Here is a 26,530-nt window from a genome sequence, read left to right as displayed (position 1 = left end):
TCGGGCGAGGTCTGCCGCTGCTCGTCAGCAGGACCAGGGACGATCACGATGATCACCGACAACAACCCCGCGGCCACCGAACCCACCATGCTCACCAGCCAACCCCGAGACCAGGACCCCAACCAGCCGCGAGCAACCGGACAGAGGAGACCCCTGACCTCCCAGACGGGGCGGCTACCGACGTCACCAACTCCCGTCCCCGACCCCAGATAACCTCCTTGACGTCGATGTTCTCGGCGGTGGTGTTGCGGAAGGTGTTGGCGATGGCCTTGTTGTTGTCCGACTTGTCCGGTTTGCCGCCGGACTTCTTCGCCCAGTTCGACTTCGCGGTCCCGAAGTAGAGTCCCTCACCGAACTGCGGATCACCCTTGCCGGTGTCGTGGATGACCGAGTTCTGCACGACATTGCTCGTGGAGAAGTTGAGCAGGTGGACGGCTTCCTGCCCGGTGTCGCCCACGTCCAGGCCGGACAGCACGCTGTGGCTGGTCTTGTCGGCCATGATCCCCTTCTGGCCGCCGGTGACCGAGAACCCCACCAGCTGCCAGTAGTCGGCGCCGCTGAGGTGCAGCGTGTAGCCGCTCCCGGTGTCGCCGCCGTTCAGCACCGCTTTGCGCGAGCCCTTGAGGGTGATCGGGTTGCCCTGCTGCCCGGCGCTGTTGATGACGAACCTGCCGCTGTAGGTGCCGTCCGCCATCTCGATGGTCTGCCCGGGCTTGGCTGCCGAGAGCGCCGAGGTGAGTGAGGCTGCGTCGGTCACCTTGACCGTGTCACCTCGGCCGGAGATCACTTGCACCGCCCGGTTGGTGACTCCGACGCCGCGCTGCTGGTGCGCGCCGCCCCGGTAACAGACCACGTCGTCGGGCCCCGCGGCGTCGACCGCGTCGGTCAGGCTGGCGTCGTCGGAGACCAGGATGGTGCACTTCATCCGTGTCCTCGCGGTCCGGCCCTCGGCGGGCGTGGAGGTCGGCCTCGCCTCGGAGCTCGAAGCACTCGTTGCGGAATCGGCGGCCGTCGGGCCGCTGCTCTTCCCGCCCAACGAGCCGACTGAGGTCTCTGCTCCGTGGCCACCACGCATGCCGAACACCGCGACCGACGTCACCACCAGGATCGCCACGATCGCCAGGGTCGCTCCCACGACGACCGCGCACCGGGTAAGACCGTCCCGATCGTTGCCGGGTGTCAGCCGGCCGGGCGAGCCCATCACGGACCACCGTGCGGCGGCGGGCCCTTGTAGCCCTTCTTGGAGTCCGCCGACATACCCACGGCGGCCTTGATCCCGACCAGCTTGTTCGCGGAGACTTCGGCACCCGTCGACTTGATGTCCAGCCCGATCGCCTTGTCCAGGTTCTTGCCGACGAACTCGTTGTTCTTGATCTTCACGTTCTGGACCGCTTCGATCATGTAGACCTGGGTCGCGCTGATGACCTGGCAGTAGTTGTTGCTCAGCGTCCAGTCGACCGACTCGCCGGGCCCACCGCCACCGTCACCGACGTCACCGGGTCCCTCCGCCATCAGACACTGGTTGTCGATCTTCTCGCACCGGTTGCCGTCGACCAGCAGGTGCGAGCTCGGCTTCTCGTCGTTGGTGAAGGTCTGCATGCAGTCGGCGTGCGCCTGGCTGCCCTGAGGGTTGATGTTCTTGATCGTGTTGTGCACGATCTTGATGTTGTCGCCGAAGAAGCGCATTCCGTCGCCGTCGGCACCCCCGCCGACGCTGGTCGGACCATTGACCGTGTTGTTCTGCACGGTGATGGCGTTGCCCCTGAGCTCGATGCCGGGAGCCGCGGCCTTGACCACCTGGAAGCCCTCGACATGCACGTTGCTGGCGGCGACCGTGATGCCCTTCACCTTGGTCGTGCCGTCGCCGATCACCGTGAGCGGCGAGCCGGCGGTCCCACCCTTCTTGATGTTCAGGCGCGCCGAGCTGAGGTCGCCCTTCACACAGATCCGGTCGCCGCCCTTGCCCGCGCTGATCGCCTGGGTGAGACCGGAGGCATCGGTGACCTGCTTCGTGCAGTTGCCCTGCTGGGGAGTGGCGGCTCCGGGCGGGCCGCCCTGCATCGCGCCCGTGCTGCCCGAGGTCGCGGACTTGCCGCGGTAGCAGATGACGTCGTCGACTCCGGCAGTCTGCAGAATCCGGTTCAGGCCCGCCTCGTCCGATGCGATCTTGGTGCAGCTCTTCCCGGCCGCGGAGGCGGTGGACGAGGTGCCTGCGTCGGACGACGACTCGTCCGACGCACTCGTGGTGCTGGTCGACGACTCCTCCGAGGAGCTGGAGTCGTCTTCCGAGTCCGAGTCCGACTTCTCCTCGTCCGAGTCGTCCTCGCCCTTGGCCATCATCGCCGCGATGAAGGCTCCGATCCCGCTCTCCTGCTCGCCGTGCCGCTGCTCGTGCGAACCGAGCGCAGCCGTCACCGTCGTGACCGCGATGACCACGACCGCGCAGAGCGCTCCGATCACGACGGCCTTACGCGTCAGGTCACCACGTCCGCCGACCGAGGGCCGTCCCCAGCCGCCTCGGTGCTCGCCCCTCGCCATGTCCTGGAGCAAACACCGGCGCTGGGCCGCACGGAGGCCGTTTGACCTGGACTCTGTGCTATCGCGAACGAAATCGACGCCCGGTGAGTGGTTTCCCCTCTGCGCACGCGCCCGACAGCACAGAGCGCGCCGAGGCTACTGCCCCGGCGCGCTCTGGATCACGTGGTGTCGAGGGTCAGGCCCCGCCCGCCTTGCACTTCGCTCCGTCCGGTGGCAGTACCAGGTCGGTGAAGTACTTCGTCACGATGTCGTCCACGCACTTGGTGCCCTGCAGCGCGATGGTGTGCTGCGTGCCGTCCACGCTCAGCAGGCGCGCGTTGAGGGACTTGGCGAGGTTGACACCCGCCTGGTACGGCGTGGCCGGGTCCCCGGTCACCGAGACCACCATGATCTGCGGCAGCCCCGGGACGTGTGGCTGGTGCGGCTCGCTGGTGTTGGGCACCGGCCAGAACGCGCAGGGGTCCTTCGCCGGGCTCGGGCCGCGGCCGTCGTCCTCGAACGGCGCGATCGCCAGTGCGCGCTTGTTCGCTTCGAGCACCTCGGCCGGGTCGGTCACCGGCTTGTCGTCCACGCACCCGATCGAGGCGAACGCATCGAGGGTGAACTGGTAGGTGCCGTCGGGCTGACGCTCCTCGTAGGAGTCGGCCAGGGCCATCATGCCGGCGGGCTTGCCCGCCTTCAGGTCCTGCAGCGCCTTGGTCAGGTCGCCCCACATGCTCGTGCTGTACAGCGCCTGGATCGTGCCGGTCATCGCGTCGTTGTAGGACAGCTTCCTACCGTCCGGCAGCGGGAGCGGCTTCTCGATGAGCGGGAGGACGATCTTCTTGAAGTTGTCCGTGTCCACCTTCGCGTCCGGCCCGAGCGGGCAGGCCGGTTGCGACGCGCACTTGTCGCCGAACGCGTCGAACGCCTTCTGGAAACCGCCCGCCTGCGCGACGGTGCGGTCGATCAGGCTCTGGTCGGGGTCGAGCGCGCCGTCCAGGACGAGCGCGCGCACGTTCTGCGGGAACGCCTCGGCGTAGGTGTAGCCGATCCGGGTCCCGTAGGAGTAGCCGAGGTAGGTCAGCTTCGGGTCACCCAGCGCCGCGCGCAGGATGTCCATGTCCTTGACCACGTCGCGGGTTCCGGCGTTGGCCAACAGGTCCAGGCCGGAGTGCTGCGCGCACTTGTCGGCGTAGGCCTTGTTCTTGCCTTCCTGCCTGGCCACCCCGGCCGGCGAGTTGTCGACCTCGACGTCGAGACGGTCGGCGTCACGCTCCTGCGGGGTGAAGCACTGGATCGCGGGCTTGCTCTTGCCCACGCCCCTCGGGTCGAACCCGACGATGTCGAACCGGTCACCCAGCGGGGTCCCGATGGCGTTCGAGGCGACGCTCAGCGCGGCCTCGGTGCCGGATGCACCCGGGCCACCCGGGTTGACCAGCATCGAGCCGATCCGCTGCTGAGGCTTGGCGGCCTTCAGCCGCAGAACCGCGATCTGAGCGGTCTTCGCATCGGGTTTGCTGTAGTCGATCGGCACCTCGAGGTAGGTGCACTGCAGCTTCGGCAAGCTGTAGATGTCCTTCAGCTCGGGGTTCAGCGCGAAATCCGCGCAGCTACCCCAGCTCAGCTGCTGTGCATAGAACTTCTGCAGGTCAGGTGCAGGTGTGGGTGCGGAGGAGGGACTGACGGCGGCGCCGGTCGGACCGGTCGCCCCGCAGGCCGCCACCGGTGCCGCAACGGCGACCAGCGCGGCCAGAACTAAGAGGAGGCGGCCCGGGCCGCGCGCGGTGAGCTTCATCGCAGGACAGTCTGCACCCACCACCGGTAACAGGGCCGTGTGGGTGGTCGAAGCCCCGCGAGAAATCCTCAGTTCCTCGGTCACCCGACGGGCAGGTAGCTCTCCACCAGGTCTGCCAGCTCGACCGGGCGGCTCAGCGCGCCGCAGTGGCTCGCGTCGAACTCGTCGGGGACGATGCCCAACCGGTCCGCGACCACGCGGCGGAGGAACTCGGCGGGGAACATGCGGTCCTGGGTGCACAGGATGAACCGCGTCGGCACGTCCGGCCACGTCGTCAACGGCCACGGTGCCGCCGAAGCGGCCCAGGTCTGGTCCCGGCCCCTGCGCACCGCTTCCTCGGCCAGAGCCGTCGGCACGTCGTGGTAGAAGCTGATCAGTGGATCCTCGTGGCCGGTCAGACCGCCATCGCGTCCGGCCTGCTGCTTCGAGGCCGCTTCGTAGCCGGTGTTCGCCCACCAGTCCCCGGGGGCTTCACCGGGCGCCGGGACCATGCCCGCCATCAGCACCAGGGCATCGACCGGGAGCCGCTGGGCCACCAGCGGCCCGGTGAACGCACCGAACGAATGGGCTACCACGACGAGGTCGGTGCGCTCGCCGACCGCAGCCACGACCGTGTCCGCGTACTCGGGCAGGCCGGCGGAGTCGTCCTCGCACGGCAGGTCGGGCGCGACGACATCGTGCCCCCTGGCGCGCAGCTCGGATTCCAGCAGGTGCCAGTACCAACCGACGTCGCCGCCACCATGGATCAACACGAACGTGGCCATACGACGGGCTCCCGGTGCCAGAAGTGGAGGTTCGTCCGGCTCGACGTTACTGGTGTGACACTCCTCCCAGGCCGCTCCATGGCCGCGTCCCGGGTGCGAGGCTTGATACCTCATACCGGAGACGACCCGGGGACCCGCCAGGCGGGCCTCGAGGGAGGACGGTTGACGATGACGTCACCCGCATCTCGTGATGACACCACCCCGCCGTATCGCACCGGCCCCGCCGACCAGTCGGCACCGGGTCAGAGCACGGCACCGATCAAGCGCATCCGCGTCCCGCAGCTGCGGGCGATGAAGGAGCGCGGTGAACGGTGGCCGATGCTCACCGCGTACGACACCTACGCAGCGGAGATCTTCGACGAGGCCGGCATACCGGTCCTGCTCGTCGGCGACTCGGCGGCCAACAACGTGTACGGCTACGACTCGACACTGCCGATCACCGTGGACGAGCTCATGCCGCTCGTGCGCGCGGTCGTCCGGTCCACGAAGCGTGCGCTGGTCGTCGCCGATCTGCCCTTCGGCAGCTACCAGATCAGCCCCGCACAGGCGTTGGAGACCGCCACCCGGTTCATGAAGGACGGCGGCGCGCACGCGGTGAAGCTCGAGGGCGGTCAGCGGTTCGCGCCACAGGTCGAGGCCCTCGTCGGCGCCGGCATTCCGGTGATGGCGCACCTCGGTTTCACCCCGCAGAGCGAACACACCATCGGTGGTTACCGCGTGCAGGGCCGCGACGGCACCGGTGAGCAGCTGATCGCCGACGCACTGGCGATGCAGCGGGCGGGTGCGTTCGCCGCGGTGCTGGAGATGGTGCCAGCGGACGTCGCCAAACGCGTGACCGCCGAGCTCGCCATCCCCACCGTCGGTATCGGCGCCGGTCCGGACTGCGACGCCCAGGTGCTGGTCTGGCAGGACATGGCCGGGCTCAACAGGGGCCGGACGCCGCGCTTCGTGAAGCGCTACGCCGACATCGGCGACGCGCTGCTGACGGCCGCGCGCAGCTTCGGCTCCGAGGTCCGCGACGGCGTGTACCCGGATCCCGAGCACTCCTACTCGTAGGGGTCCTCGCCACCAACGTCCCGTGCGGGCGCGGCAGATCCCACGCCGGCGCGGAGACATCAGGCCTGTGGGCGGCGAGCGGCGCCATAGCGCACTCGCCGCCCACAGGGGCCTGTCCGACGGGGTGCCTCCGCTCGGACGGCGCGGAGGGCCGAGAATCGTCGGGTGCGCGAGTCATACCCACCCATCGAGCCCTATCGGCACGGCATGCTCGACGTCGGCGACGGCCATCAGATCTACTGGGAGAGCTGCGGGAACCCGGACGGCAAGCCGGTGGTGTTCCTGCACGGCGGGCCGGGCGGGGGCTGCAAGGCCGACCATCGGCGGGCGTTCGACCCGGCGATCTATCGGATCGTGTTGCTCGACCAGCGCGGATGCGGTCGCAGCCTGCCGCACGCCGCCGACCCGGACCGCGCTGTCTCCGGCCGGGCGATGCTCCACAACACGACGCCGCACCTGGTCGCGGACCTCGAACGGCTGCGCGACCATCTGGGCATCGAACGGTGGATGGTGTTCGGTGGTTCGTGGGGTTCGACGCTCGCGCTGGCCTACGCCGAGGCGCACCCCGCCCGCGTGACCGAGATGGTGCTGCGCGGCATCTTCACCCTGCGCCGCTGGGAGCTCGACTGGTACTACGGCGGGCTGGCCCAGGCGCTGTTCCCGGACCGTTGGGCCGACTTCCTCGCCCCGCTGCCCGCGCACGTCCACGACGCCGGCAGCGAGGTGATCATCGAGGAGTACCACCGGTTGCTCCACGACCCGGACCCCACCGTCGCGGAGAAGGCCGCGGTGCGCTGGAGCCAGTGGGAGGGCTCGACCATCACCCTGCTGCCGAAGGCCTCGGTGATCGACTCGTTCACCGACAGCTGGTTCGCGCTGGCGTTCGCCCGCATCGAGAACCACTACATGCGGCACGCGGGCTTCTTCGACGAGGGCAGCCTCATCCGTGACGCGCACCTGCTCACCGGCATCCCGAGCGTCATCGTGGCCGGACGCTACGACATCGCCACACCGATGCGCACGGCGTGGGACCTGCACCGCGCGTGGCCGGGCTCGGAGCTCGTCGTCGTCGAGGGCGCGGGCCACGCGTTCAACGAGCCGGGTGTCCAGGACGCGCTGATCGCGGCGACCGACCGTTTCGCCCGCTCAGAGCCCTAGCTGGTCGCTCAGGGTCGCGCGTGCTCCGGCGAGCGACGGCCCGCACCAGGTCAGCAGACGCCCGTCGACGTGAGCGCAACGAACACCGGGGAAGGCCTCGGGGCCGTCCTGGGGGGTGAACAGGTACGGCTCGTCGGGCAGCACGACCAGGTTCGCGCCGCCTCGGTCCAGCAGCTCGGTGAGCTCCGAGAGAGGCGGCCGGGGGTAGCGGTCGGCGTGGTCGGCGAAGGCGTTGCCCACCCCGAGCCTGCGCAGTACGTCACCGGCGAAGGTGTCCCGCCCGATCAGTACCCACGGTTTGCGCCACACCGGCACGATTGCGGTGGCCACCACCGAGGGCAGCGAACCGGTCCATTCACGTTCCGCCGTGTCGAGCCACTCCGGCGCGTGCTCTCCCGCCAGCTCGAACACCTCGGCGAACATCCGACGGATCGACCGCAGCGCGACGGGAACGGTCGAGGCGGCTTCGGTGACCCACACCGGGATGCCGTCCTCGCGCAGGGCGGCCACGTCCTGTGGCCGGTTCTCCTCCGCGTTGGCGAGCACCAGGTCGGGTCGCACCGCGCGCACCTGGTCGAGCTTCGGGTACTTGGACCCGCCGACGCGCGCCACATCCAGGTCGGCCGGGTGGATGCAGTACTCGGTCGCGCCCGCGAGCACTCCGGGCGCGCTCACCGCGACCGCCTCGGTGATGGACGGCACCAGCGACACGACTCTGCCCGGCGCCCCGGCGAGCGGCACCCGCTCGCCGAGGTCGTCGACCAGTTCACGCACTACGGCCTCCGCGTTACGGCAGATCGGTGATACGGATACCGGCGTGGGTCTTGTAGCGGCGGTTGATCGCGATCAGGTTCGCGGTCAGCGCCTCGACCTGGCCGGCATTGCGCAGCCGGCCGCCGAACACCCCGCGCACGCCCGGGATCGTGTCGGCGAGCGCCCGGACCTGGTCCGTGGCGGCCCTGTCGTCACCCAGGACGAGCACGTCCAGGTCGATCTTCGCCACCGACAGGTCGGCCAGGGTCACGGCGGACACGTGATGGAACGCCGCGGTCACCCGGGAGTCGGGCAGCAGAGCGGCGGCCTGCTCCGCTGCGCTGCCCTCCTCGACCCGCAGCGGGAACGGGCCCTGCTTGTCGAAGCCGAGAGGGTTCACGCAGTCGATCACGATCTTGCCAGCGAGCTGGTCGCGCAGTGAGGTCAGCAGCGCGTCGTGCCCGTCCCACGGCACCGCGACCAGCACGATGTCCGCGGCCGACGCGCAGCCGGCGTTGTCCGCGCCGCTGATCGCACCGGCTTGGGAACCGGCCTGCTCGGCGAGCTCGTCGGCGGCCGTCTGCGCGCGTCCCGCGTCGCGGGAGCCGATCACGACCTTGAGCCCGGCGGCGGCCCAGCGCAGCGCCAGCCCCTTGCCCTGTGGACCGGTGCCACCGAGCACACCGATGGTTTGGCTGGTCAGGTCCGGTGCGGCCGGCTCGGTCACTGAGTTCCTCCGCTGTACTGGCTGGTCTAGTTCGTTTCACCTTAGATGTAGATCGGATCGGGCGTGGCCGGTGGTGAGTAAGAAGTCGGCCACACCTGCCGCCTGAGGTTTAATGCCGGGCGTGACAGCCACCCCGCATCGCCGCAGGCTCGCGGCGGCCGCTCTCGTTCTCGCCGCGACAGCGCTGACCGCCTGCTCCCCCGACCAGACACAGTCGACGCAGAACAACTCCACATCGAACTCCGGATCCAGCTCCGACGGTGACTCCGGCTACGGCGACGCGCACGTCGACAAGGCCGACTACACGATCCCGCAGAACGTGGCACTGGTGAAGCTGGTCGGCAGGGCCGGCTCGATCAAGGTGATCGCGGGCGACGGCCCGATCTCGATCACCGAGACCGCCGTCTACAGCGACGACAAGCCGGCCACCACGCACGCGGTCGACGGCAGCACGCTGAACCTGGCCAACACCGGATGCGCCAAGGTCCGCACGATCAACGGCCGCTGCCAGGTGGCATGGGAGATCCACGCCCCGGCGGGCACCAACGTCGACCTCAACAGCAACTCGGGCTCGATCGACCTGACCGGCATGTCCGGCACGGTGTCCGCGGTCGGTGACTCCGGCAGCATCGAAGCGGAGAACCTGACCAGCAAGACCGTGACCGCGAAGACCGACTCGGGCGGTGTCGAGCTGGCGTTCACCCAGGTGCCCGACCAGGTGAACGCGACCACCGATGCCGGCAGCGTGAAGATCGAGGTGCCCGGCGGCGTCGGCTACGCCGTGCAGGCCAAGACCGACGCCGGGAGCAAGCGCATCAAGGTCCAGCAGGACCCCGCGTCACCGCACAAGATCAACGCGGAGACCGACGCCGGATCGGTCGAGGTCGAGAACGGCTGAGCCGGACTCCGATCAGCGGGTGACCAGACCCGCGTCGTACGCCAGCAGGCCCGCCTGGGTCCGGTTCTCGCAGTCGAGCTTGACCAGGATGCGGGACACGTAGCCCTTGACCGTGGTCTCGGAGAGGAAGAGGCGTTTGGCGATCTGGGAGTTGGACAGTCCTTCGCCCAGACACGCCAACACGTCGGTCTCGCGGTCGGTGAGCTCACGGATGAGCGTCACCGCGCGGTCCCGGTTGGCGTGCTCGTCGGAGGACGCCGCGACCAGCCTGCGAGCCGCTGCGGGCGACAGGACCGTGTGTCCGTCGGCAGCGACCCGCACCAGCCCGATCAGGTCCTCCGGCGGCGTCGACTTCACCAGGAAGCCCGATGCGCCCGCGCGGAGCGCCCGGATGACGTACTGGTCGGCGTCGAACGTGGTCAATGCGACGACGGTGGGTGGGTCCGGCAGCGCCGCGATCCGCGTGATCGCGGTCAGGCCGTCGACGCCGGGCATGCGCAGGTCCATCAGCACGACCGAAGGCTGGTGCCGGACGACCGCCTCGACCCCGGCCGCGCCGTCGTGGGCAGTGCCGACCACCTCGATGTCGTCGGCCGATCCGAGGATCGTGCGCAGGTGCGCGCACACCATCGGCTCGTCGTCGACCACCACGACGCGGATCATCCGGCACCTCGCACTCTCGTCGGTGCCCCGCCGACGAGCCGTGCGCGCCTGGGCGCCGGTTCCACGCCGCGGGTGGGCACGCTGTTGTCCCTGGTCGGTACGTACGCGGGCAAGGTCGCGTCCACCTCGAAGCCGCCGTCCTCGGTCGGTTCGGCGCGCAGTGCGCCGCTGACCAGCTCCACCCGCTGCCTCAGGCCCAGCAGCCCGGTGCCGGAGCCGCTCGCGGTCAACGCGAGGTCACCCGCGTCCGGTCCCGGCGCGGTGTTGCGAATCGACACCCTGACCCGCTCGGCGCCGAAGCTCAGCCGGACCGACGCCGTGGCTCCCGGCGCATGTTTGCGCACGTTGGTCAGTGATTCCTGCACGATCCGGTAGGCGGTACGCCCGACGACCGGTGACGCCGAGGACGGCCTGCCCACCTGGTCCAGCGTCACGCTCAGCCCGACCGATTCGGACTCGGCGATCAGGTCGGCGAAGTCCGGCGCGGCGGCCTGGCCACCGGCTCTGGTGACGGTGAAGTCCTCGGTCACCTCGCCGGGCGACGACCGGAGCACGCCGACGAGGTCACGCAGCTCCTCGAGTGCCTGGCATCCCGCGGCGCGGAGGTCCTCGGCCGCGGCTCGGGTGGTCGCGTCCGATGCCGTCACTCCCAACGCGCCTGCCTGCAGCACCATGAGGCTGATCCGGTGGGTCACCACGTCGTGCATCTCGGCGGCCAGCCGGACCCGTTCCTCGACCCGCGCCTGCTCGGCGAGCCGGTGCTGATCGCGCTCGGCACGCGCGACCCGTTCGTTCAGGTTCGCCACATAGATACCGAGCAGCGCGGCCAACACGATGACGAACACCAAGCCGATCAGGCGGTCGAAGATTCCCGGATCATCTGGCCGGGCCGAGATCACGGTGAGGATGCCGATCATGACCCAGGCCCGGCGCCGGTCCGTGCCGTAGACGAGTGCGCTGTAGATCACAAAGGGCACGGCGAGCACGATCCAGGCCTGCTCCTGGTCACCCACGGTGGACAGCAGCACATCGGGCGCGGCGTGGCCGAGGATCAGCAGTCCGACGGTGTTCAGCACCATCAGGAACAGCACCGTGAGCGGCGCTGTCCTGCGGAACAGCAGCACCAGCGCCGAGCACAGCTGCACGATCAGGCCGATCGGACCGTGCTGGATCATCAACGGCCACAGCATCGCCACCAGCAGACACTGGACCGCCAGCGTGAGCGCCACGTCGAACGCCGCGTCTCGCCGCGTCGTTCGAAGGGAGCCCCACCAGCGGGCCGCGGTCGTTTGCTGCACGGCTGGCACGTTACTCACCTCAGGGCCGACCGGGCGCGTTCAGCCAGCTGAATCAGCACCGTTGGGCGGTACTCAACCGACGAAAGTCGCACTCTCAACCGGTTCGGCGCACCTTCGGCGCCGGTCCGGTCGCTCGCGCCTCAGGGCCCGGCGAGCGGCCGTCTGTGTCTAAGTGCTGGACATCCGGGGATTCTCGGGTCAGCCTTGTGAGTAACGCGCCCATACTTCGGGAGGTCTGCGATGAAGCTCGGCAAGAGGATTTCAGTAGGCGAGGTCCGGGACACGGCAGATCAGGAACCGACCGCGATCGATGCTCCCGTCACCGCGGCGACCCCGGCGACCGTCCGGGCCGACGAGCCATCGGCGACCCCGGTCTCCGAGCCGGTCGCCGCACACGCCGAGCGCTAACCCGTGGCGGGTTGGCTGTCCGGCCGACGCGTCCCGACCGAGCGACCGGCCATCCCGCTGCGCGGCTACAAGCTGGCCCACCCGATGGTGTCGGCGGACGGCGAACGTGGCGGTTTCAGCGGCGTGACGATCGGTCGCACCAGTGTGTACGAAGCGGTGGCCGACGCGGAGTGCGCGCAGGGCGGACGGCACAGCTGTCCGTCGCGCTGGTGCGACTGCGGCTTCTACTGTGTCAACACCCTCGCCGACGCGAGAGCGCTGGCGTGCGATCCCGACTACCGCTACGCGGTGCTGCTGGAGATCGCCGCATCCGGCCGTTTCATCCGTTACGAGAAAGGCCTGCGCTACGCACGACAGCGGGTCGTCTCGGTCAGGGTCGGGCGATGTGGTTGCGGACGTCCCGCGCGGGTGTTCGTGCAGTCGGACGCGGGAACCGTCGGGTGGAGACGGCTGGCCGCGGTCTGCCCCTCGTGCGCGGCGCCCCGTACCGGCATCGGCCTCGGGCGTTTCGCCGAGCTGTTGGGCGGACCGCCGGTCATCGCCGACGAGACGAACCTGACCGGAGCTTCTGCCCCGGTCGCCGCTCCGGCGCTGGACGACGTCGACCGTGAAGCGCTGGTCCCGCTGCTGTCCGCCGAGGTCTCGCTGCTGCAGGCCCGCCTCGACGACGTGCAGCGTCAGCTGGAGCGTCTGACCCAGAAGCCGTGACCCTGTCGCGGACCCATGCCACACGACGGATCCGTTGACAAGCGGGTTGTCGCGGATCGCGCGGAGTTGTCCACAAATCGGGTCCATGGGGGCTCGGTCGGCGGGGTTGTCCACAGGCTGGTCGTCGAATCACCCGCGAGGCTTGCCGACCCGACACACTCGCCGCATGACGATTCCTCACTTTGCCGATGCACCCCCGCTGCGCACCGACTCGGACAAGCTGGACCGGGTACGGGCGCTGGTCGGGCAGGCCTGCGCCACCCGCCAGGTCTGGATCATGCTGGTCGACGGCGAGGGCAGACAGCTTCCGACCGTGCTGCCGTTGTCCGGCCTGCCCGACAGACCGGATCTCAGCTTCCTCCAGGGGCTCGAGCGCCTTCTCGGCGGGATGCGGAGCGAGCTCGCGACGTCCTCCGGACCCGGCTGCGTGATCCTCACCCTGGAGCGTGCCGGGTCGGAGGAGGCCACCTCGCTGGACCGCGAGTGGCGTAATGCGTTGCGCGTGGCGTGTTCGCACGCGCGCATCGCACTCGGCGGGGTGTTCCTGTCCTCCGATTCCGGCGTGCACCCGCTGGAAGGCCGGGGCTCCTAGAGCTTCTCCTTGCGGCAGACGTTGCGGCACTCACCGATGCCCGCGATCCGGGTGGTCAGCGTGGCGCCGTCGGTCAGGTACCTCGGAGGCTTGCGGGCATGGCCGACGCCGCCCGGGGTACCGGTGGTGATCACGTCGCCAGGGTTGAGCGTCACGATCGCGGAGATGTAGGCGATCAGGTCGTACGGTCCGAAGACCAGCTGGCCGGTGTCCGAGTGCTGGAGCACCTCGCCGTCGACCTCGGTGCTGATCTCGGCGTTGACCGTCGCGCCGGGAGAGCTGTCGCCCAGCAGCTCGTCCGGAGTCACCAGCGCCGGCCCGATCGGGGTGGTCGCCTCGAACATCTTGCCCTGCAACCACTGCAACGTGCGGTTCTGGTAGTCCCGCACCGAGACGTCGTTGAGCACGGTGTAGCCGGCGATCGCCTCCGGCGCCTCCTCGGCGCTCACGTGTCTGACCGTCTTGCCGATGACCAGCGCCAGCTCCGCTTCCCAGTCGACCGCGTCGGACACCGACGGCAACAGCACGTCGTCGTAGGCGCCGATGAGAGTAGGAGGGAACTTGGCGAACAGGGTCGGGAACTCCGGAGGCTGCCGGCCCATCTCCGCGATGTGGTCCCGGTAGTTCGCGCCGACACAGAGGATCTTCTCCGGGTTGGGCACGAGGGGCGCGTAGTCGAGGTCGTCGACCGAGTGGGTGGGGCCGGCGGCCTCGGCGGCGCGGTCCCTCCAGTCGGGTCGCCGGAGCAGGGCGCCGACGTCGGCGTCCCCCGTTTCCACCGCGGTGTCGGCGTCCAGCCGAACCGCGCGGGTACCTGCCTGCGTCCGAACCGTGGCCAGCCTCATCCCACTCCCGTCCTCACACCCACACACCTACGAGCGAACGGAGTCGAGCCTACGACCGTCCACACACACCCCTGCGCGCCGAGGCGCACGTGCGTCAGAGCGCCGCGTAGAGCGCACGTTCGAAGTTCGCGTACATGGCCATCGAGGGAGGCTCGACGAACGGGAGGAACTGGCTGTAGATCGCGCCGGTCACGCCGCTGCTGGGATCCACCCAGAAGTGCGTGTTGAAGATTCCGGCCCATGCGCCACTGCCCGGTGCGCGCATACCCGGCTCCTGGCTGGTGTTCAGCAGGAGTCCCAACCCCCACTTGAGACCTGGGCCGAGGTTCGTGTCGCAGGTCGACACCGGGTCCGCGGCCTTGATCTCGGCGGGGAAGTCGAGGTTGCCGATGTGGTTGGTGAAGGCGTCGTCGACCGTGGCCTGCCGCAGGATCGTGGCGTCACCCAGCGTGCCGCCGCCCAGCAACATGCGCTGGAACGCGAGGTAGTCACGCGGCGTCGAGTAGAGGCCGTGGCCGCCCGCCCACCAGTCGGGCTCCTGGTTCCAGTCGACGTCGGTGGCCACCCAACCGTCGCCGTTCTCGGCGCGGAAATGCACCGGAACGGAGTTCGCGCGCTGCTCCGGCGTCATGATGAAGGTGGTGTTGTGCATGCCGAGCGGTCCGAGCACGTTCGCGTCGAGGTAGGCGTCCAGCGACTGCCCGCTGGCCTTCTCCACGACACGGCCGAGCCAGTCCGTGTTGGTGCCGTACTCGAACCTCGTGCCGGGGTCGGCGACCAACGGCGCCGTGAAGATCTCCTTGGTCCCGGCCATCACGTTCGGTGTGTCGGTCACCTCGCCCCACCGCAGGATGTCCGCGTTGTAGAACCAGTAGGCCAGGCCCGAGGTGTGGGTGACCAGCTGCCGGACGGTGGCTCTCGTCGCCGCCGGGCGCAGTCTCGGCTTGTCGCCGTCGAATCCGTCCAGCACCTCGAGGTCGGCGAACTCGGGAAGGTAGGTGTCGACCGGGTCGTCCAGGTCGAGGTTGCCGCGTTCCACCTGCTGCAGCGCGGCGACGGTGGCGACCATCTTCGTCATCGACGCGATGCGCAACATGCTGTCGGCCGTGATCGGCTCGTCTCCACCCGCGGCGCGCGGGCCGGCGGCGCCTTCGTACACGGGCCCGTCCCGATCAGCCGCCATGGCGACGACGTTGGGCACGTCACCCGCCCGCACCGCTTCGTTGAGCACCTGATCGACAGCGGATACGGACATGCGTGGACCCTCCCGGCGACTGTGACGGCAACGACACGACTGTCGTCGCAGATCACCCTGGCCGACGACGCTTCACTGGTCAACAACCGGAAGTGGCCCGGTCGTCATCAGATCCCACTCGACTTTCCCGCGTCCGCGAGGGAAGCTGGCGGACATGTCGTTCGGTTCCGTGCTCACCGCCCTCGTCACCCCCTTCGACGAGAACCTCGCGGTCGATGAACAAGCCCTTGTCGACCTCATGCAGCACCTGGCCAAACACGGGTCCGACGGCTTCGTCGTCTGCGGCACCACCGGCGAGGCACCCACGTTGAACGACGCCGAGCATCTTCGGGTCGTCGAGCTCGCCTGCCAGTACCGGCCAGAGGGCACGACCGTCATCGCCGGCACCGGGTCGAACAACACCCGCCACGCCGTGCACATGACCGAGCGCGCGACCGAGCTGGGTGTCGACGGCATCCTGTCCGTCACGCCGTACTACAACAAGCCGACCCGGCGCGGCCTGATCGCGCACTACCGCGAGATCGCGGCGGCCACCGACAAGCCGGTCGTGCTCTACAACATCCCGTCCAGGGTCGTCGTGGACGTGCCCAACGACCTGCTCGCAGAGCTGGCCCAGATCGAACACGTCGACTACGTGAAGCAGGCGAACAACGCCAACCTCGCGCTGGTCGACGGGCTCGGCCTGTACGCGGGCAACGACGAGATCTTCGGCCGCACGCTGGACATGGGCGGCTGTGGCGTCATCTCGGTGGCCAGCCATGTCCTCGGCGATCAGATGCGGCAGATGGTCGACCAGCCGGAGCGCCGGTCGGAGATCGAGGCGTCGATCCGCGCGGTGACCGCGGCGGTCAACGTCACCAACCCGATCTCGATCAAGGCCGCGCTGAACCTGCTCGGTCACCGCGTCGGCGGACTGCGTCTGCCACTGGTCGACGCGGACGAGGCCGAGACCTCCGTGATCCGCGAGGCCTTGCAGAAGGCGGGCCTCCTGGACCAGGTCCCCGCCTAGGTTCTCACCTGCCCGGTCGATCGCCGTCCTCGAGCACGTCGAGGACGGCGATCAGGCGGTCACGTTCCGGACGAGCCAGGTCGGCTCGCTCTGGCTGAGCCGCCCGGTGGTTTCCTGCTCAGTCCCTGGCCACCACATTGCGCAGCGCCTGTCCGTGACGCAGCGCCGCGAGGTTCTCCGCGACCAGGAGGGCGGCGTCCCTCGGTCGGCCGCCGGCCGAGTGCGGCGAGATGATCACGTTGGGCAGGTCCCAGAACGGCGAGTCCTTCGGCAGCGGTTCGGTGCGGAACACGTCCAGACCCGCACCGGCGATCCGGTCCTCGCGCAGCGCTTCGAGCAGCGCGTCCTCGTCGACCGTGGTTCCGCGCCCGACGTTGACCAGCCAGGCTCGTGTCGGCAGCAGGGCGAGCCGTTCGGCGTTCAGCGCACCGACGTTCTGCTCGCTGTGCGGCAGGATCATCACCAGGACGTCGGTGTCGGGCAACACGGTCGGCAGCTGCGCCTCGGCGATGACCGGGTAGCCGCCACGTTCACCCGCGCTGCGCGCGACACCGGTGACGCGGGCGCCCAGCGCGGTGAGCAACGGGGCGAGTGCCTGCGCGATGGCGCCGAAACCCCAGATCAGCACCTGGGCGCCGTGCAGCGTCTCGACCCTGCCGTCGACCCCTTCGACCCTCGGACCCCCGAGATCGGAGCGCCACTCGTGCCGGGGCTGTGACGCCACCAGCAGGTGCAGCCCACGCAGGCCGCCGAGCACGAGCGCCAGCGCGTGTTCGGCGACCGTGTCGTCGTGCAGCGAACGACCGGAGGTGATCACGACGTCCTCGGCGAAGCCGGCGGCCACCTCGACGTCGGGTCCCGCGGCGAGGCTCTGCACCCATCTCAGTGCTCTGAGCTGCCCCGCGGCGGTCCGCATCCGATCGACGGTGCTGCCCCAGGAGACGAGCACCTCCGCGTCGTGATGCTCGGCGGGGATGGGGGCCAACGGGTCGTAACGCACGACGGTGACGTCGTCCGGTACGTCCGGGGTGCCTTCGACGTTGCTGGGGTAGAGCAGCTTCAACTGGGATCCTCCCGAATCGCTCGCCACCGGCGCATCATCGCAGGTGTCTCCGTGGACACGAACTCGAAGAAACGCCGGGTGTCCTCCAGCCGGTCGGCCGCGGCGGTTCCCGGCCCCGCCGCCGCGATCCCCTCGTTGAGGGTCTGCGCCCAGCGGGCGTAGATGCGGTCCTTGCGCCCGACCGCCTCGTACCAGAGATCATCGCGGATCTGGTACTCGTCATGGCGCCTACCGGGCTCGCGCCGCTTCGTGACCAGCTCCAGCTGCATCAGGTAGCGCACCGCTCCCGAGACGGCGGCGGGACTGATCTTCAACGACTCACCGAGCTCGGACGCGGTCGCGACACCCGACTCGGTCGTCAACAGCGCCGCGAGTATGCGCGCCGGCATTCGAGGGAACCCGGCCTCGCTCAGGTCGATGGCGAAGCGCTCGACGAACCGCGCCAGCGCTTCCTCATCACGCTCGGACACCATCACCCCTTCGATTTACTGTTTTCATGAATTTGTGAAAACACTGTAGCTTGTGGCGGTGACCAATCCGACCACTGCCACCACCTCGGATCAGGCTATCCCGCTGGTCCGACGCCTCGACGACCCCGCAGCCGACCTCGCCCAGGTGGGCGGCAAGGGCGCCTCCCTCGCCCGGCTGGCCACCGCGGGCCTTCCGGTGCCTCCCGGATTTCATGTGACCACGCAGGCCTACCGGCGATTCGTCACCGAGACTGGGCTGCAGGACCGGATCCTCGCCGCCGTCGCCCGGGTCGACGCCACCGACGCGGCCACCCTGGATCGAGCAGCCGAGACGATCGCCGCGCTCTTCACCGAGCACGAGATGCCCCCGGACACCGCCGAGGCGATCATCGAGAGCTACCGGGCGCTCGGATCGAACGACATCGCAGTGGCCGTGCGCTCCTCCGCCACGGCCGAGGACCTCCCCGACCTGTCGTTCGCCGGGCAACAGGACAGCTACCTGAACATCCGAGGGGTGCCGGCGCTGCTGGACGCGGTCCGGCGCTGCTGGGCGTCGTTGTGGACCGCGCGGGCCATCGGCTACCGCGCCCGCACCGGCATCGCCCCCGGCGAGGTCGATCTCGCCGTCGTCGTGCAGGAGCTGGTGCCCGCCGACGCCGCGGGAATCCTGTTCACCGCCAACCCGATGACCGGCGCGAGGGACCAGATCGTCATCAACGCCGGCTGGGGGCTCGGCGAGGCGGTGGTGGGTGGGCAGGTCACCCCGGACACCGTCGTGATCGACCGGGCCGACGGCTCCGTGGCGGAACGCCAGGTCAGCGACAAGACCACCATGACGGTGCGCACCGCGACCGGCACCGAGGAGGTGGCGGTGCCGCGGGAGCAACGGAACCGACCTGTGTTGAGCGACCAGGACGCCACCGCGCTCGCGGAGCTCGGTGAGCGCATCGAGGCGCTGTACGAGACACCGATGGACATCGAGTGGACCCGTCACGACGGCAGGTTCTTCATCGTGCAGGCCCGCCCGGTCACCACGCTGACCGATGCGCGGCCGCTGCCCGAGCACGACGGCGCCGACGCCGGTCACCAGGTGTGGAACGACAGCCTCTGCGGGGACTACCTGTGGACCTCCACCAACGTCGGTGAGGCCGTCCCGGACGTCATGACGCCGTGCACCTGGTCGCTGCTCCAGGTGTTCCTCGGTGCCTCGATGCCGATGGCGGACCTCGCGGGGCACCGGCTCAGCGGCAACATCGGCGGCAGGCTGTATCTGAACCTCAGCGTGTTGTACTCGATGGCGGACGCCTTCTTCCTGGGCGAGCGGGCCAAGTCGGGTACCTCGCAGGCGTTCGGCACGATCCCGCCGAACCTGACGATTCCGAAGCTTCCGCTGTCCCGCTGGCAGATCGTCCGCCAGTCCGCCGGCACGGTCATCCGGGCCCGCAAGGAGATCGCGGCGAACCAGAAGAGCTTCCATTCCGTGGTGCCCGGGATTCCGGCACGGTGCGCCGAGCTGAACGCCCGGATCGCCGGCACGTCGGACCGGCGTGAGCTGGCGGCGTTGTGGCGCGACGAGGTGGCCCCCCTGTTCCACATGGCGTCGGCGATGCTCGGCGCCGGAGCGAGGGGTGGCGGCGGGACGCTCGCCTACAGCAGCAAGGACCTGCACGGTCTGGTCAGCGACGAGGACATCAACCTGCTGATGTCCGGTGGCCGGCCAGGAGGCGGGGCGTTGGACAGCCTCGGCCCGGTTCTCGGGCTGGCGCGCCTGGCCAGGGGCGACATCGACCGGGACACGTTCACCGCGCAGTGGGGCCACCGGGGACCCCACGAACTGGAGGTGTCGATCCCCCGGCCCGCCGAGGACCCGAACTGGATCGACCGTGAGCTGGCGGCGCTCGCCGAGGCGAAGGAGGGGTCTCGTCAGGACGCAATGGCGCTGCTGGACCAGCAGGAACAGGCGCGTGCCCAAGCCTGGGAACGGGTTCGGGCGGCCGACCCCAAGGTCGCCGAGCGGCTCGAGGCCAAACTCGACAGCTGGTCGTCGGTGGCCCGCGATCGGGAGAAGGCCCGGTCAGAGGCTGTCCGGGTGTTCTGGCTACTGCGCAACTGGGTGCTGCGCGCAGGTGAGCTGACCGGGCACGGTGACGACCTGTTCTTCCTGTCGACGGAGGAGATCCTGTCACTGCTCACCGGCGCCGACGAGACCTCGGTCCTGGAACCGGTCGCGGTCCGTAGGGCGACACACGATCGCTATGCGCGGCTGCCGCCGTACCCGACCTACCTGCGGGGCCATTTCGACCCGTTCGCCTGGGCGGGCTCGGCTGAACGACGCAATGACTACTTCGACGCGACGGAACCGGTGTCCGATGTGCCGGTGAGCGAGACCATCAAGGGGTTCGCCGGCGCACGCGGTGTGGTGGAAGGCGTCGCACGGGTGCTGACCAGCGCGGGCCAGGGTGAGCAGCTGCGTCCGGGCGAGATCCTGGTGACCACGGTGACCAACATCGGGTGGACTCCCCTGTTCCCTCGGGCCGGTGCGGTGGTGACCGATGTCGGCGCCCCGCTGTCGCATGCCGCGATCGTCGCCAGGGAACTCGGCATTCCGGCCGTCGTGGGATGCGGGAACGCCACGATGCGGGTGCACAGCGGTGACCGGATCCGGGTCGACGGCAGCCGGGGCACTGTCGAGCTGCTGCGCGAGTGATCGCCCGGCGGTAGCGTCGGCTCAACCGTCAACTCCCCGGCTAAGGAGCACACCGAAGTGACCACTCCGACCGACGACAACCGTGACCTGGTGACCGTGTTCGCCTCCATGCAGGCCAAGGCGGGCAGGGAGGACGAGCTGCGCGCCGCGCTGACCTCGCTGATCGCGCCGGTGACCGCCGAGGAGGGCAACGTCAACTACGACCTGCACGAGTCGGTGGACACACCGGGCCTGTTCTTCTTCTACGAGAACTGGGAGAGCGCGGACGCCCTGGCCAAGCACAGCCAGGAGCCCCACATGAAGGAGATGCTCGGCAAAGCCGGTGAGCTGCTCGACGGCCCGCTGAGCGTCAACGTGGTGCGGCGCATCGCCTGACCGGACGACGGGCTCGGGCTGCCCACCGGTTCGTGGGGCAGCCCGAACTCACCGCGCGCGCGACGGCCACATGGTGGTCGCGACCGCGAGCACGATCGCCACGATCTGGGCCACCGCCGTGATCAGCAGGATCCAGCCACCGGCGAGGTTCTGGCTGTCGACGACGACCCCGACGACACCCAGCACGGCGAGCGGCCAGCGGGCCGGTGTCCAACCGCGGCCGAACGCGATCGCCAACGCCGTCCAGGCGATGCCGAGCGCTACCGCCACGAGCAGCCCGAAGACGGCGCTGAACAGCGCAGCCTGCCCTACCGCCGCGGCGAACTCGTCGGCGGCGTGCGCACTGGACAGTGCGTCCAGGCAGCTCACCCCGTTGCCGACGACACCGATCACGGCCGAGGCGATCCACAGCCATTGAGCGTTCGCCCGGCCCGACACCTTCTGACCGTGTGCCTCCTGGCCGCTGGCCTCACGCGGTTGCACGGGGGACGGTGCATCACTCATGGCGCGCGCATACCCGTTCGGCCGCCGCCCCACACGATCTACATCCGATCAGGTCAGGCCCAGCATCGCGGGGTCGGACGCGAGGTTTCTCCAGTACTTGTCCGGGTCCGGCAGCAGGCGCCGTTGCACCAGGTCCAGCATGCCGCTGACACTGGTCACCTCCGCGACCAGCACTCCGTCCGAACGACGCAGCTCCTGCAGAACCCGGGAGATCTTTCCGGTGCCGCGTTGAAAGACGGTGCGGACCTCCACCTCGTCGTGGGGTCGTAGTTCGTGCCGGAACCGCAGCGTGGTCTCGAGGTTGACCGGACCGATGTTGCGGTCACGCAGGTCCGCGAGGTCGATTCCGGCGTCCGCCACGGCGGCCCAGCGGGCGTGGTCGGCATAGGCCAGATAGGCGGGGCCGCGCACGTGGCCGTTGGTGTCCAGGTCGTCGTAGCGCACCGCGATCACGACGCGGTGCGCGTCGGTGAAGGACAGTTCAGGCTCGTCGGGAAGGCTCATGTGCGAGATCGTGCGCGTCGGGGCGGCGCCGGGTCTGGAAGATTTCGGCCGCCGTGCCCCGTCCGCGCCAGGAGTCGAACAGCCGCGCCGGTGAGGAGCCGGACAGTCGCCGGCATTCCCGGCCCAGGTGCGACTGGTCCGCGTAGCCGAGGTCGGCCGCGGCCACCGCCACGGACACCTCGCCGTCGGCGACCGCGGGCAGACGTGCCGTGAACCTACGGAACCGCAGGATTCTGTGCAGTTCCTTCGGGCTCATCCCCACGGCGGCGCGGACCCTGCGGCGCAGCGCGCGTTCGCTGACGCCGAGTCCACCCGAGCGGTGGGTCTGGCCAGCATCCGGACGACCGAGGGCATCATCGGATCGAGCCCGGGGCCGTGTCTCAGCAGATCCGCGGCGAGGTTCCGCAGGACGAGGCGGCCTTCGTCGGGCGTCGTGATCTGGGCCAGCCGGTCCTCTGCCCCGCTGATCGCAGACGTCCGTGCATCCATCAGCTCGGACAACGCGACCTGCCCCGGAACGAATGCCACGAAGTGCTCGCCGAGCAGTCCTCCGGCCGCGCCGCAGCGCAGCCGCACTCCGATCCGATACCCGGTGGGTGGGATGTCGAACATCCCGGGCGACGGGCCGACCGCGACGGCGACGAGCCGTCGGCCGTCCCACACGATGTCGACACAGCCATCGGGCAGCAGACGGATGGTCCGGGCCCAGCCGGGACACCCAGCCAGGTGCACCCGACCGCGGCCGAGATCACCGGATCCGGCGCCCACGTGCGGTAGACCGAGTGCCGCACGCCGTCGTCCACCCGCCGGCTGATCGTCCGACGCAACGGCACCGCCATCGGCCCAGTGTCGCACCGAGGCCCGACATCGCCAGGAGAACTTCACCTCGCCGTTGGCCGGACACGGGACGCGGTACAACCGGGCCACATTCGATGGGACCATGCCCTCGCCGTCTGACCTGGTCACCCGGCTACTCACCGACCCGCTCGCGGTGTTGCACGCGCTTCCGCCGTGGCTGGTCCTCCTCGTCGCGGGCTCGGTCATCGCGGCGGAGACCGGCCTGCTGCTCGGCGCGGTGCTTCCGGGTGCCAGCGCGGTCCTCGCGTTGGGCCTGCTCACCCACGAGGGTGTCGTTCCGCCGGTACCCGCCGCCGTCACGGCGGCGTTCGCCGCGGTGGTCGGCACCCACATCGGATACGGGCTGGGCCGCCGAGGCGAGCTGCCCGAACGCAGTGTGTTCGCGCGTCCGGCTCGGCGCGCGACCGCGTTGTTCCGACGTGTGGGGCCCGCGGCGGTGTGTCTCGGCCAGTGGACGGTCGGGGTGCGGACGTTGACGCCCCGGTTGGCCCGCCGGTGCGGCATGCCGTACCACCGGTTCGCCAGCTACAGCGCGCCGACGGCGGCGATCTGGGGTGCCGGGCTGGTCATGCTCGGTTCGCTCGCGGGGAACCTGTCCGCACCGCTGCTGCGCTGGCTGGGCTACGGGCCGCCGGTCGTGCTGATCGTGGTGTTCGTGGTCGCGGCGTGGCGATACCGCGAGCCGGCGGCCCGCTGAGGGCCGATCCGGGCGCGTGCGAGAGTGCGTCGGTGCGATCTCGTCTCCTCCCCACCGCCGCCGGCATCGCGTTCCTCGTCGTGTCGTGTGCCCCGCCCTCTCCGCCGGCCGCCGGGTCCGGCACCGGTCCCGCGCCGTGTTCCTCGTCGGTCACCCTCGACCGGTTCTCCGACGTCCTGGACAAGACGACGTTCGAGGACACCTACGTGGGCAACCTGTCCGGCCTGGCGGTCGACCCCGACGGGCGGATCGACGCGCTGTCCGACCGGTCGTCGCTGTTCTCGCTGGACGCCACGACGTTCCGGCCGACCGGTGTGGTGCCGCTCGCCGACCAGAACGGGAAGCCGCTCGATTCCGAGGCGGTAGCGGTCGACGGCGACGGCACCCGGCTGATCACTTCGGAGGTCGAGCCGTCGATCCGCCGCTACACCCGCGACGGCAAGCTCGTCGACTCCCTTCCCGTGCCGGACCAGCTGCGGGTCGCGCCGGACGGACGGGCCGAGAAGAACCTGACGTTCGAGGGGCTGACCCTGGCCTCCGGAGGCAACACTCTCATCGCCTCGATGGAGGGGCCGCTGTCCGGCGACGCCGGTGATCTGGTGCGTTTCCAGACCTGGATGCGCTCCGGCTCGACGTTCCGGCTCGACCGGCAGTTCGGCTACCGCGTCGATCCTCACCTGGGCGTCTCCGAGATCGCCGCGTTGGACGACGGGCGGCTCCTGGTCCTGGAGAGGGGCTTCAAGCCGGGCTTCGGGAACACGATCCACCTCTACCTCGCCGATCCGCGACCCGCGACCGACGTCACCGAGGTTCGGAACCTGACCCGGACGCCCGACGTGCGGCTGCCGGACAAGATCCTGCTGGCGGACGTCGGTCACTGCCCGGCGCTCGGCGCCACCGCACGCCAGCCGCAGCCGAACCCCCTGCTGGACAACATCGAGGGCATGACCGTCACGGCTCGTCGCCCGGACGGCAGCCTCGGTCTGTTGCTGGTGAGCGACGACAACGAGAACCCGAACCAGATCACTCGCCTGTACGAGCTGACGGTCCGGCTTCCGGCCATCCGGTAGGTCCCGGGGGTGTCTCCGCTGGTTCGGGGGTTCGGGGTGTCCCCGCTGGTTCGGGGGTTCGGGGTGTCCCCGCTGGTTCGGGGGTTCGGGGTGTCCCCGCTGGTTCGGGGGTTCGGGGTGTCCCCGCTGGCCATCCAGTGTCTTGGCGTGGTCGGGCGGCGTCAACCCCCGGCTTCGCCGGCCTCGCACTCGTTCCTGGTTGCACGGGTTCGGGGGCGAGGTTTCAGGGTTGACACCGCCCGACCACGCCAAGTGCGGGCCAGGATCGCGGGGACGGGGGCAGTCTGCGCGCCCCCACGGGCACGGCTGCGCCGCGCCCCAGTGAGGTGCACGCGTCGCGCTGGCGAGGTTACGAGGGGCGCCCCACCGGTCCCATCAGCCCTGTCCGTCACACCTCGCAGAGCGTCGTGCTGCGTCGCAGATGTTCCAACATCTGCGACACGACACAACGCTCTGCGAAGTGCCCCAGCCACAGCCAACCCAGCCACGGCGAACCCAGCCACGGCTGAGTTGGCTCCGCGAGTCTCCGAAGGAGTTCCGGCGAAGGCCGGGCAGTGAATGTCCGCAACCAACGTCGCCGACTCCGTCGGCGGCTCCCCAGCCGGCCACTAGCGCGCGCCCGGGCGAGTCCTCGAGCCTTTTTTTCTGGGAGTACCCCAGCGAGCGTTTACGCGAGCCGGGGTGGTCACAGAAAAATATCGCGCGCGAAACAGGCCCAAAAGAGAGAGAGCGAACGAGCTGGCCTGTAAGCCGGATCCTGTTCCCGGGTGCCTTGCGGCGGTCCCGTTCGGCAGCCATCCATCTCGACCCGCCGTCGCCGACGGGTTCTGTGCAACCTACCCGCAGGCATCGGACGGGCAGCCCTCGAGCGCCTGCTGTCTGGTCTTGCTCCGGGTGGGGTTTACCTAGCCGCGCCGGTCGCCCGGTGCGCTGGTGGTCTCTTACACCGCCGTTTCACCCTTACTCCGTGCGCTTGCGCGTCGGAGCGGTCTGTTTTCTGTGGCACTGTCCCGCGAGTCGCCCCGGGTTGCCGTTAACAACCACCCTGCCCTGCGGAGTCCGGACTTTCCTCGGCGGCGCTGCCGGTGTCGCCACCGGGTCACGCCGACGCGACCGCCCGGCCAGCTCGTCCGCAGTCGAAGTATAGGTCTCAGCGTTTCGCGGTTGATGACCCGCCCAGGCGGTAACACTTGCCCCACAATGGACGACGAGGCAAGCACTACAGCCACCCACGGGAAGGTCCGATGTTCAACCAGTTTCGCCAGGACATCACCAGTCGAGGCCAGCGTATGCAGGAAGAGCTGGCCCGGACGAAGAGCCAGTTGCGTCAGGCCAGGGACGAGTACTACCTGGCGAAGGTCGAGCGGCCGCGCGGCGCTGCCCGGCTGGGCGATCTGGTGGCGCGCTACAGCGGTGTGAGTCTCTACGAGGACCGCATCGAGCGTGGTCGTGAGTCGCATTCGTTGGTCGGGGTCAGTGCCTCGGTCAGTGAGTCGACGACCGACGAGGTGAATCCGAGCGATGGTGGCGCGGTTCGTGACGTGTTCCTGACCATCAAGGGCGCCGACTGGTCGTGGACGATCAAGACCGTTGCGGTGTTCTCCTCCCGCAAAACCCGTTCGTTCGCGGCGCTGGTGAACTCGCGCGCGACGAACGTGCCGACGCCTCGGTCCGCGACCGCCACGGCGACCGGGCAGTTCCGTTTGCTGGACGAGCTGCGGGATCGTGGTGTGCTGACCGACGAGGAGTTCGGGACGGCGGTGTCGCGGCTGCGCGGCACTCCGAAGGAATGACGTCGGCCTCGGCGAATTAGCCTCCTGCACATGGACCTGG

28 protein-coding genes and 1 other RNA gene are annotated in these 26,530 nt (G+C 69.5%); 12 read left to right on the top strand and 17 right to left on the bottom strand.

Annotated elements, in window-relative coordinates; genetic code table 11:
* Positions 1-91 precede the first annotated feature (91 nt).
* The 4 genes from G406_RS54830 to G406_RS0133565 all read right to left on the bottom strand — a co-directional run bounded on the left by G406_RS54830 (position 92) and on the right by G406_RS0133565 (position 5,079).
* Positions 92-1,201: a right-handed parallel beta-helix repeat-containing protein gene (locus G406_RS54830; protein WP_156935285.1), complete on the bottom strand. Its 1,110-nt coding sequence runs from the start codon at positions 1,199-1,201 to the stop codon at positions 92-94.
* The gene (locus tag G406_RS54825) at positions 1,201-2,538 is read right to left on the bottom strand and encodes a right-handed parallel beta-helix repeat-containing protein (RefSeq protein WP_051343023.1); all 1,338 of its coding nucleotides are present in this window, start codon (positions 2,536-2,538) and stop codon (positions 1,201-1,203) included. Before G406_RS54825 ends, G406_RS54830 begins: the two co-directional genes overlap by 1 nt.
* A gap of 175 nt (positions 2,539-2,713) precedes the next feature.
* A complete protein-coding gene (locus tag G406_RS0133570) occupies positions 2,714-4,315 on the bottom strand; it encodes an alpha/beta hydrolase (protein WP_084216544.1) in 1,602 nt (533 codons plus the stop codon).
* Positions 4,316-4,395: 80 nt separating this feature from the next.
* Positions 4,396-5,079 carry an alpha/beta hydrolase gene (locus tag G406_RS0133565; RefSeq protein WP_028937194.1) on the bottom strand — a complete coding sequence of 228 codons (684 nt, stop codon included), beginning with the start codon at positions 5,077-5,079 and terminating at the stop codon, positions 4,396-4,398.
* 168 nt (positions 5,080-5,247) lie between these two features.
* On the opposite strand from G406_RS0133565, the gene panB reads away from it, so the two are divergent.
* Both panB and pip read left to right on the top strand, forming a co-directional pair.
* The gene (gene panB, locus G406_RS0133560) at positions 5,248-6,135 is read left to right on the top strand and encodes a 3-methyl-2-oxobutanoate hydroxymethyltransferase (RefSeq protein WP_028937193.1); all 888 of its coding nucleotides are present in this window, start codon (positions 5,248-5,250) and stop codon (positions 6,133-6,135) included.
* A gap of 165 nt (positions 6,136-6,300) precedes the next feature.
* Entirely contained in the window at positions 6,301-7,293 is a 993-nt protein-coding gene (pip, locus tag G406_RS0133555) for a prolyl aminopeptidase (RefSeq protein WP_028937192.1), read from the top strand.
* On the opposite strand, the gene G406_RS0133550 is transcribed toward pip, so the two are convergent.
* Positions 7,282-8,058, bottom strand: coding sequence for a helical backbone metal receptor (locus G406_RS0133550; protein WP_028937191.1), 777 nt, complete (start codon positions 8,056-8,058; stop codon positions 7,282-7,284). The two genes, pip and G406_RS0133550, sit on opposite strands and share 12 nt — an antisense overlap.
* Positions 8,059-8,080: 22 nt before the next feature.
* Positions 8,081-8,773 (bottom strand): NADPH-dependent F420 reductase, encoded by a 693-nt coding sequence (npdG, locus tag G406_RS0133545; RefSeq protein ID WP_051343022.1) that lies wholly within the window; start codon positions 8,771-8,773, stop codon positions 8,081-8,083.
* Between the two features lie 121 nt (positions 8,774-8,894).
* Here npdG and G406_RS0133540 point away from each other — a divergent pair, with 121 nt between their 5' ends.
* Complete coding sequence (locus G406_RS0133540; RefSeq protein ID WP_169736836.1) at positions 8,895-9,671, top strand: DUF4097 family beta strand repeat-containing protein; 777 nt, start codon at positions 8,895-8,897, stop codon at positions 9,669-9,671.
* Positions 9,672-9,683: 12 nt separating this feature from the next.
* Here the strand turns inward: G406_RS0133540 and G406_RS0133535 are convergent, their stop codons facing one another.
* Entirely contained in the window at positions 9,684-10,334 is a 651-nt protein-coding gene (locus G406_RS0133535; RefSeq protein ID WP_028937188.1) for a response regulator, read from the bottom strand.
* Entirely contained in the window at positions 10,331-11,632 is a 1,302-nt protein-coding gene (locus G406_RS51580) for a sensor histidine kinase (RefSeq protein WP_245607304.1), read from the bottom strand. The genes G406_RS0133535 and G406_RS51580 overlap by 4 nt, the downstream gene beginning before the upstream one ends.
* Before the next feature lie 240 nt (positions 11,633-11,872).
* Here G406_RS51580 and G406_RS57460 point away from each other — a divergent pair, with 240 nt between their 5' ends.
* From G406_RS57460 to G406_RS54820, 3 genes are all read left to right on the top strand, one after another.
* Positions 11,873-12,040, top strand: coding sequence for a hypothetical protein (locus G406_RS57460; protein ID WP_156935284.1), 168 nt, complete (start codon positions 11,873-11,875; stop codon positions 12,038-12,040).
* Between the two features lie 3 nt (positions 12,041-12,043).
* A complete protein-coding gene (locus tag G406_RS0133520; RefSeq protein ID WP_028937187.1) occupies positions 12,044-12,748 on the top strand; it encodes a hypothetical protein in 705 nt (234 codons plus the stop codon).
* 166 nt (positions 12,749-12,914) lie between these two features.
* Positions 12,915-13,340 carry a hypothetical protein gene (locus tag G406_RS54820; protein WP_051343020.1) on the top strand — a complete coding sequence of 142 codons (426 nt, stop codon included), beginning with the start codon at positions 12,915-12,917 and terminating at the stop codon, positions 13,338-13,340.
* Here the strand turns inward: G406_RS54820 and G406_RS0133510 are convergent.
* Positions 13,337-14,185, bottom strand: a complete 849-nt coding sequence (locus G406_RS0133510; protein ID WP_028937186.1) for a fumarylacetoacetate hydrolase family protein — start codon at positions 14,183-14,185, stop codon at positions 13,337-13,339. The two genes, G406_RS54820 and G406_RS0133510, sit on opposite strands and share 4 nt — an antisense overlap.
* Before the next feature lie 94 nt (positions 14,186-14,279).
* Positions 14,280-15,440, bottom strand: a complete 1,161-nt coding sequence (locus tag G406_RS0133505) for a serine hydrolase domain-containing protein (protein WP_028937185.1) — start codon at positions 15,438-15,440, stop codon at positions 14,280-14,282.
* 154 nt (positions 15,441-15,594) lie between these two features.
* On the opposite strand from G406_RS0133505, the gene dapA reads away from it, so the two are divergent.
* Positions 15,595-16,449 carry a 4-hydroxy-tetrahydrodipicolinate synthase gene (dapA, locus tag G406_RS0133500; RefSeq protein WP_028937184.1) on the top strand — a complete coding sequence of 285 codons (855 nt, stop codon included), beginning with the start codon at positions 15,595-15,597 and terminating at the stop codon, positions 16,447-16,449.
* A 118-nt stretch (positions 16,450-16,567) separates the two neighbouring features.
* Here dapA and G406_RS0133495 read toward each other — a convergent pair whose 3' ends face one another.
* Positions 16,568-17,512, bottom strand: a complete 945-nt coding sequence (locus G406_RS0133495) for an NAD(P)-dependent oxidoreductase (protein ID WP_028937183.1) — start codon at positions 17,510-17,512, stop codon at positions 16,568-16,570.
* A complete protein-coding gene (locus G406_RS51570) occupies positions 17,509-17,982 on the bottom strand; it encodes a GbsR/MarR family transcriptional regulator (RefSeq protein ID WP_245607303.1) in 474 nt (157 codons plus the stop codon). The genes G406_RS0133495 and G406_RS51570 overlap by 4 nt, the downstream gene beginning before the upstream one ends.
* A gap of 58 nt (positions 17,983-18,040) precedes the next feature.
* Here G406_RS51570 and G406_RS0133485 point away from each other — a divergent pair, with 58 nt between their 5' ends.
* Positions 18,041-20,689, top strand: coding sequence for a PEP/pyruvate-binding domain-containing protein (locus G406_RS0133485; RefSeq protein ID WP_245607302.1), 2,649 nt, complete (start codon positions 18,041-18,043; stop codon positions 20,687-20,689).
* Between the two features lie 57 nt (positions 20,690-20,746).
* Entirely contained in the window at positions 20,747-21,064 is a 318-nt protein-coding gene (locus G406_RS0133480; RefSeq protein ID WP_028937181.1) for a putative quinol monooxygenase, read from the top strand.
* Between the two features lie 48 nt (positions 21,065-21,112).
* Here the strand turns inward: G406_RS0133480 and G406_RS0133475 are convergent, their stop codons facing one another.
* From G406_RS0133475 to G406_RS59180, 4 genes are read right to left on the bottom strand one after another with little or no spacing between them, the layout of a single operon-like run.
* Positions 21,113-21,568, bottom strand: coding sequence for a hypothetical protein (locus G406_RS0133475; protein ID WP_156935283.1), 456 nt, complete (start codon positions 21,566-21,568; stop codon positions 21,113-21,115).
* 48 nt (positions 21,569-21,616) lie between these two features.
* The gene (locus G406_RS0133470) at positions 21,617-22,072 is read right to left on the bottom strand and encodes an acyl-CoA thioesterase (RefSeq protein WP_051343019.1); all 456 of its coding nucleotides are present in this window, start codon (positions 22,070-22,072) and stop codon (positions 21,617-21,619) included.
* Positions 22,050-22,328 carry a helix-turn-helix domain-containing protein gene (locus G406_RS59185; RefSeq protein ID WP_051343018.1) on the bottom strand — a complete coding sequence of 93 codons (279 nt, stop codon included), beginning with the start codon at positions 22,326-22,328 and terminating at the stop codon, positions 22,050-22,052. The genes G406_RS0133470 and G406_RS59185 overlap by 23 nt, the downstream gene beginning before the upstream one ends.
* The gene (locus tag G406_RS59180) at positions 22,325-23,014 is read right to left on the bottom strand and encodes a hypothetical protein (RefSeq protein ID WP_245607301.1); all 690 of its coding nucleotides are present in this window, start codon (positions 23,012-23,014) and stop codon (positions 22,325-22,327) included. Before G406_RS59180 ends, G406_RS59185 begins: the two co-directional genes overlap by 4 nt.
* Here G406_RS59180 and G406_RS51560 point away from each other — a divergent pair.
* The gene (locus tag G406_RS51560) at positions 23,013-23,627 is read left to right on the top strand and encodes a DedA family protein (RefSeq protein WP_051343016.1); all 615 of its coding nucleotides are present in this window, start codon (positions 23,013-23,015) and stop codon (positions 23,625-23,627) included. The two genes, G406_RS59180 and G406_RS51560, sit on opposite strands and share 2 nt — an antisense overlap.
* A 32-nt stretch (positions 23,628-23,659) precedes the next feature.
* The gene (locus G406_RS0133455; protein ID WP_028937178.1) at positions 23,660-24,697 is read left to right on the top strand and encodes an esterase-like activity of phytase family protein; all 1,038 of its coding nucleotides are present in this window, start codon (positions 23,660-23,662) and stop codon (positions 24,695-24,697) included.
* Between the two features lie 730 nt (positions 24,698-25,427).
* Here G406_RS0133455 and rnpB read toward each other — a convergent pair.
* Positions 25,428-25,826: RNase P RNA component class A (rnpB, locus tag G406_RS54835), an RNA gene on the bottom strand.
* A gap of 115 nt (positions 25,827-25,941) precedes the next feature.
* Here rnpB and G406_RS0133450 point away from each other — a divergent pair.
* Positions 25,942-26,490 (top strand): SHOCT domain-containing protein, encoded by a 549-nt coding sequence (locus tag G406_RS0133450; RefSeq protein WP_028937177.1) that lies wholly within the window; start codon positions 25,942-25,944, stop codon positions 26,488-26,490.
* Positions 26,491-26,530: the final 40 nt, after the last annotated feature.

Source organism: Actinospineispora spinosispora DSM 44797 (assembly GCF_000429025.1).
GTDB lineage: Bacteria > Actinomycetota > Actinomycetes > Mycobacteriales > Pseudonocardiaceae > Pseudonocardia > Pseudonocardia spinosispora.
Note: the sequence above shows the minus strand (reverse complement) of the source record. Positions and strands in the feature narration are given on the sequence as shown.

Bases quoted from the DNA above. Each gene is read 5' to 3' on its own strand.
- G406_RS0133535 (WP_028937188.1), bottom strand. From the start codon at position 10,334: ATGATCCGCGTCGTGGTGGTCGACGACGAGCCGATGGTGTGCGCGCAC.
- G406_RS57460 (WP_156935284.1), top strand. From the start codon at position 11,873: ATGAAGCTCGGCAAGAGGATTTCAGTAGGCGAGGTCCGGGACACGGCA.
- G406_RS59180 (WP_245607301.1), bottom strand. From the start codon at position 23,014: ATGGTCCCATCGAATGTGGCCCGGTTGTACCGCGTCCCGTGTCCGGCC.
- panB (WP_028937193.1), top strand. From the start codon at position 5,248: ATGACGTCACCCGCATCTCGTGATGACACCACCCCGCCGTATCGCACC.
- G406_RS0133450 (WP_028937177.1), top strand. From the start codon at position 25,942: ATGTTCAACCAGTTTCGCCAGGACATCACCAGTCGAGGCCAGCGTATG.
- G406_RS54830 (WP_156935285.1), bottom strand. From the start codon at position 1,201: ATGGGCTCGCCCGGCCGGCTGACACCCGGCAACGATCGGGACGGTCTT.
- G406_RS54825 (WP_051343023.1), bottom strand. From the start codon at position 2,538: ATGGCGAGGGGCGAGCACCGAGGCGGCTGGGGACGGCCCTCGGTCGGC.
- G406_RS59185 (WP_051343018.1), bottom strand. From the start codon at position 22,328: ATGAGCCCGAAGGAACTGCACAGAATCCTGCGGTTCCGTAGGTTCACG.
- G406_RS0133570 (WP_084216544.1), bottom strand. From the start codon at position 4,315: ATGAAGCTCACCGCGCGCGGCCCGGGCCGCCTCCTCTTAGTTCTGGCC.
- G406_RS0133470 (WP_051343019.1), bottom strand. From the start codon at position 22,072: ATGAGCCTTCCCGACGAGCCTGAACTGTCCTTCACCGACGCGCACCGC.
- G406_RS54820 (WP_051343020.1), top strand. From the start codon at position 12,915: ATGACGATTCCTCACTTTGCCGATGCACCCCCGCTGCGCACCGACTCG.
- G406_RS0133505 (WP_028937185.1), bottom strand. From the start codon at position 15,440: ATGTCCGTATCCGCTGTCGATCAGGTGCTCAACGAAGCGGTGCGGGCG.
- dapA (WP_028937184.1), top strand. From the start codon at position 15,595: ATGTCGTTCGGTTCCGTGCTCACCGCCCTCGTCACCCCCTTCGACGAG.
- G406_RS0133565 (WP_028937194.1), bottom strand. From the start codon at position 5,079: ATGGCCACGTTCGTGTTGATCCATGGTGGCGGCGACGTCGGTTGGTAC.
- G406_RS51560 (WP_051343016.1), top strand. From the start codon at position 23,013: ATGCCCTCGCCGTCTGACCTGGTCACCCGGCTACTCACCGACCCGCTC.
- G406_RS0133510 (WP_028937186.1), bottom strand. From the start codon at position 14,185: ATGAGGCTGGCCACGGTTCGGACGCAGGCAGGTACCCGCGCGGTTCGG.
- G406_RS0133475 (WP_156935283.1), bottom strand. From the start codon at position 21,568: ATGAGTGATGCACCGTCCCCCGTGCAACCGCGTGAGGCCAGCGGCCAG.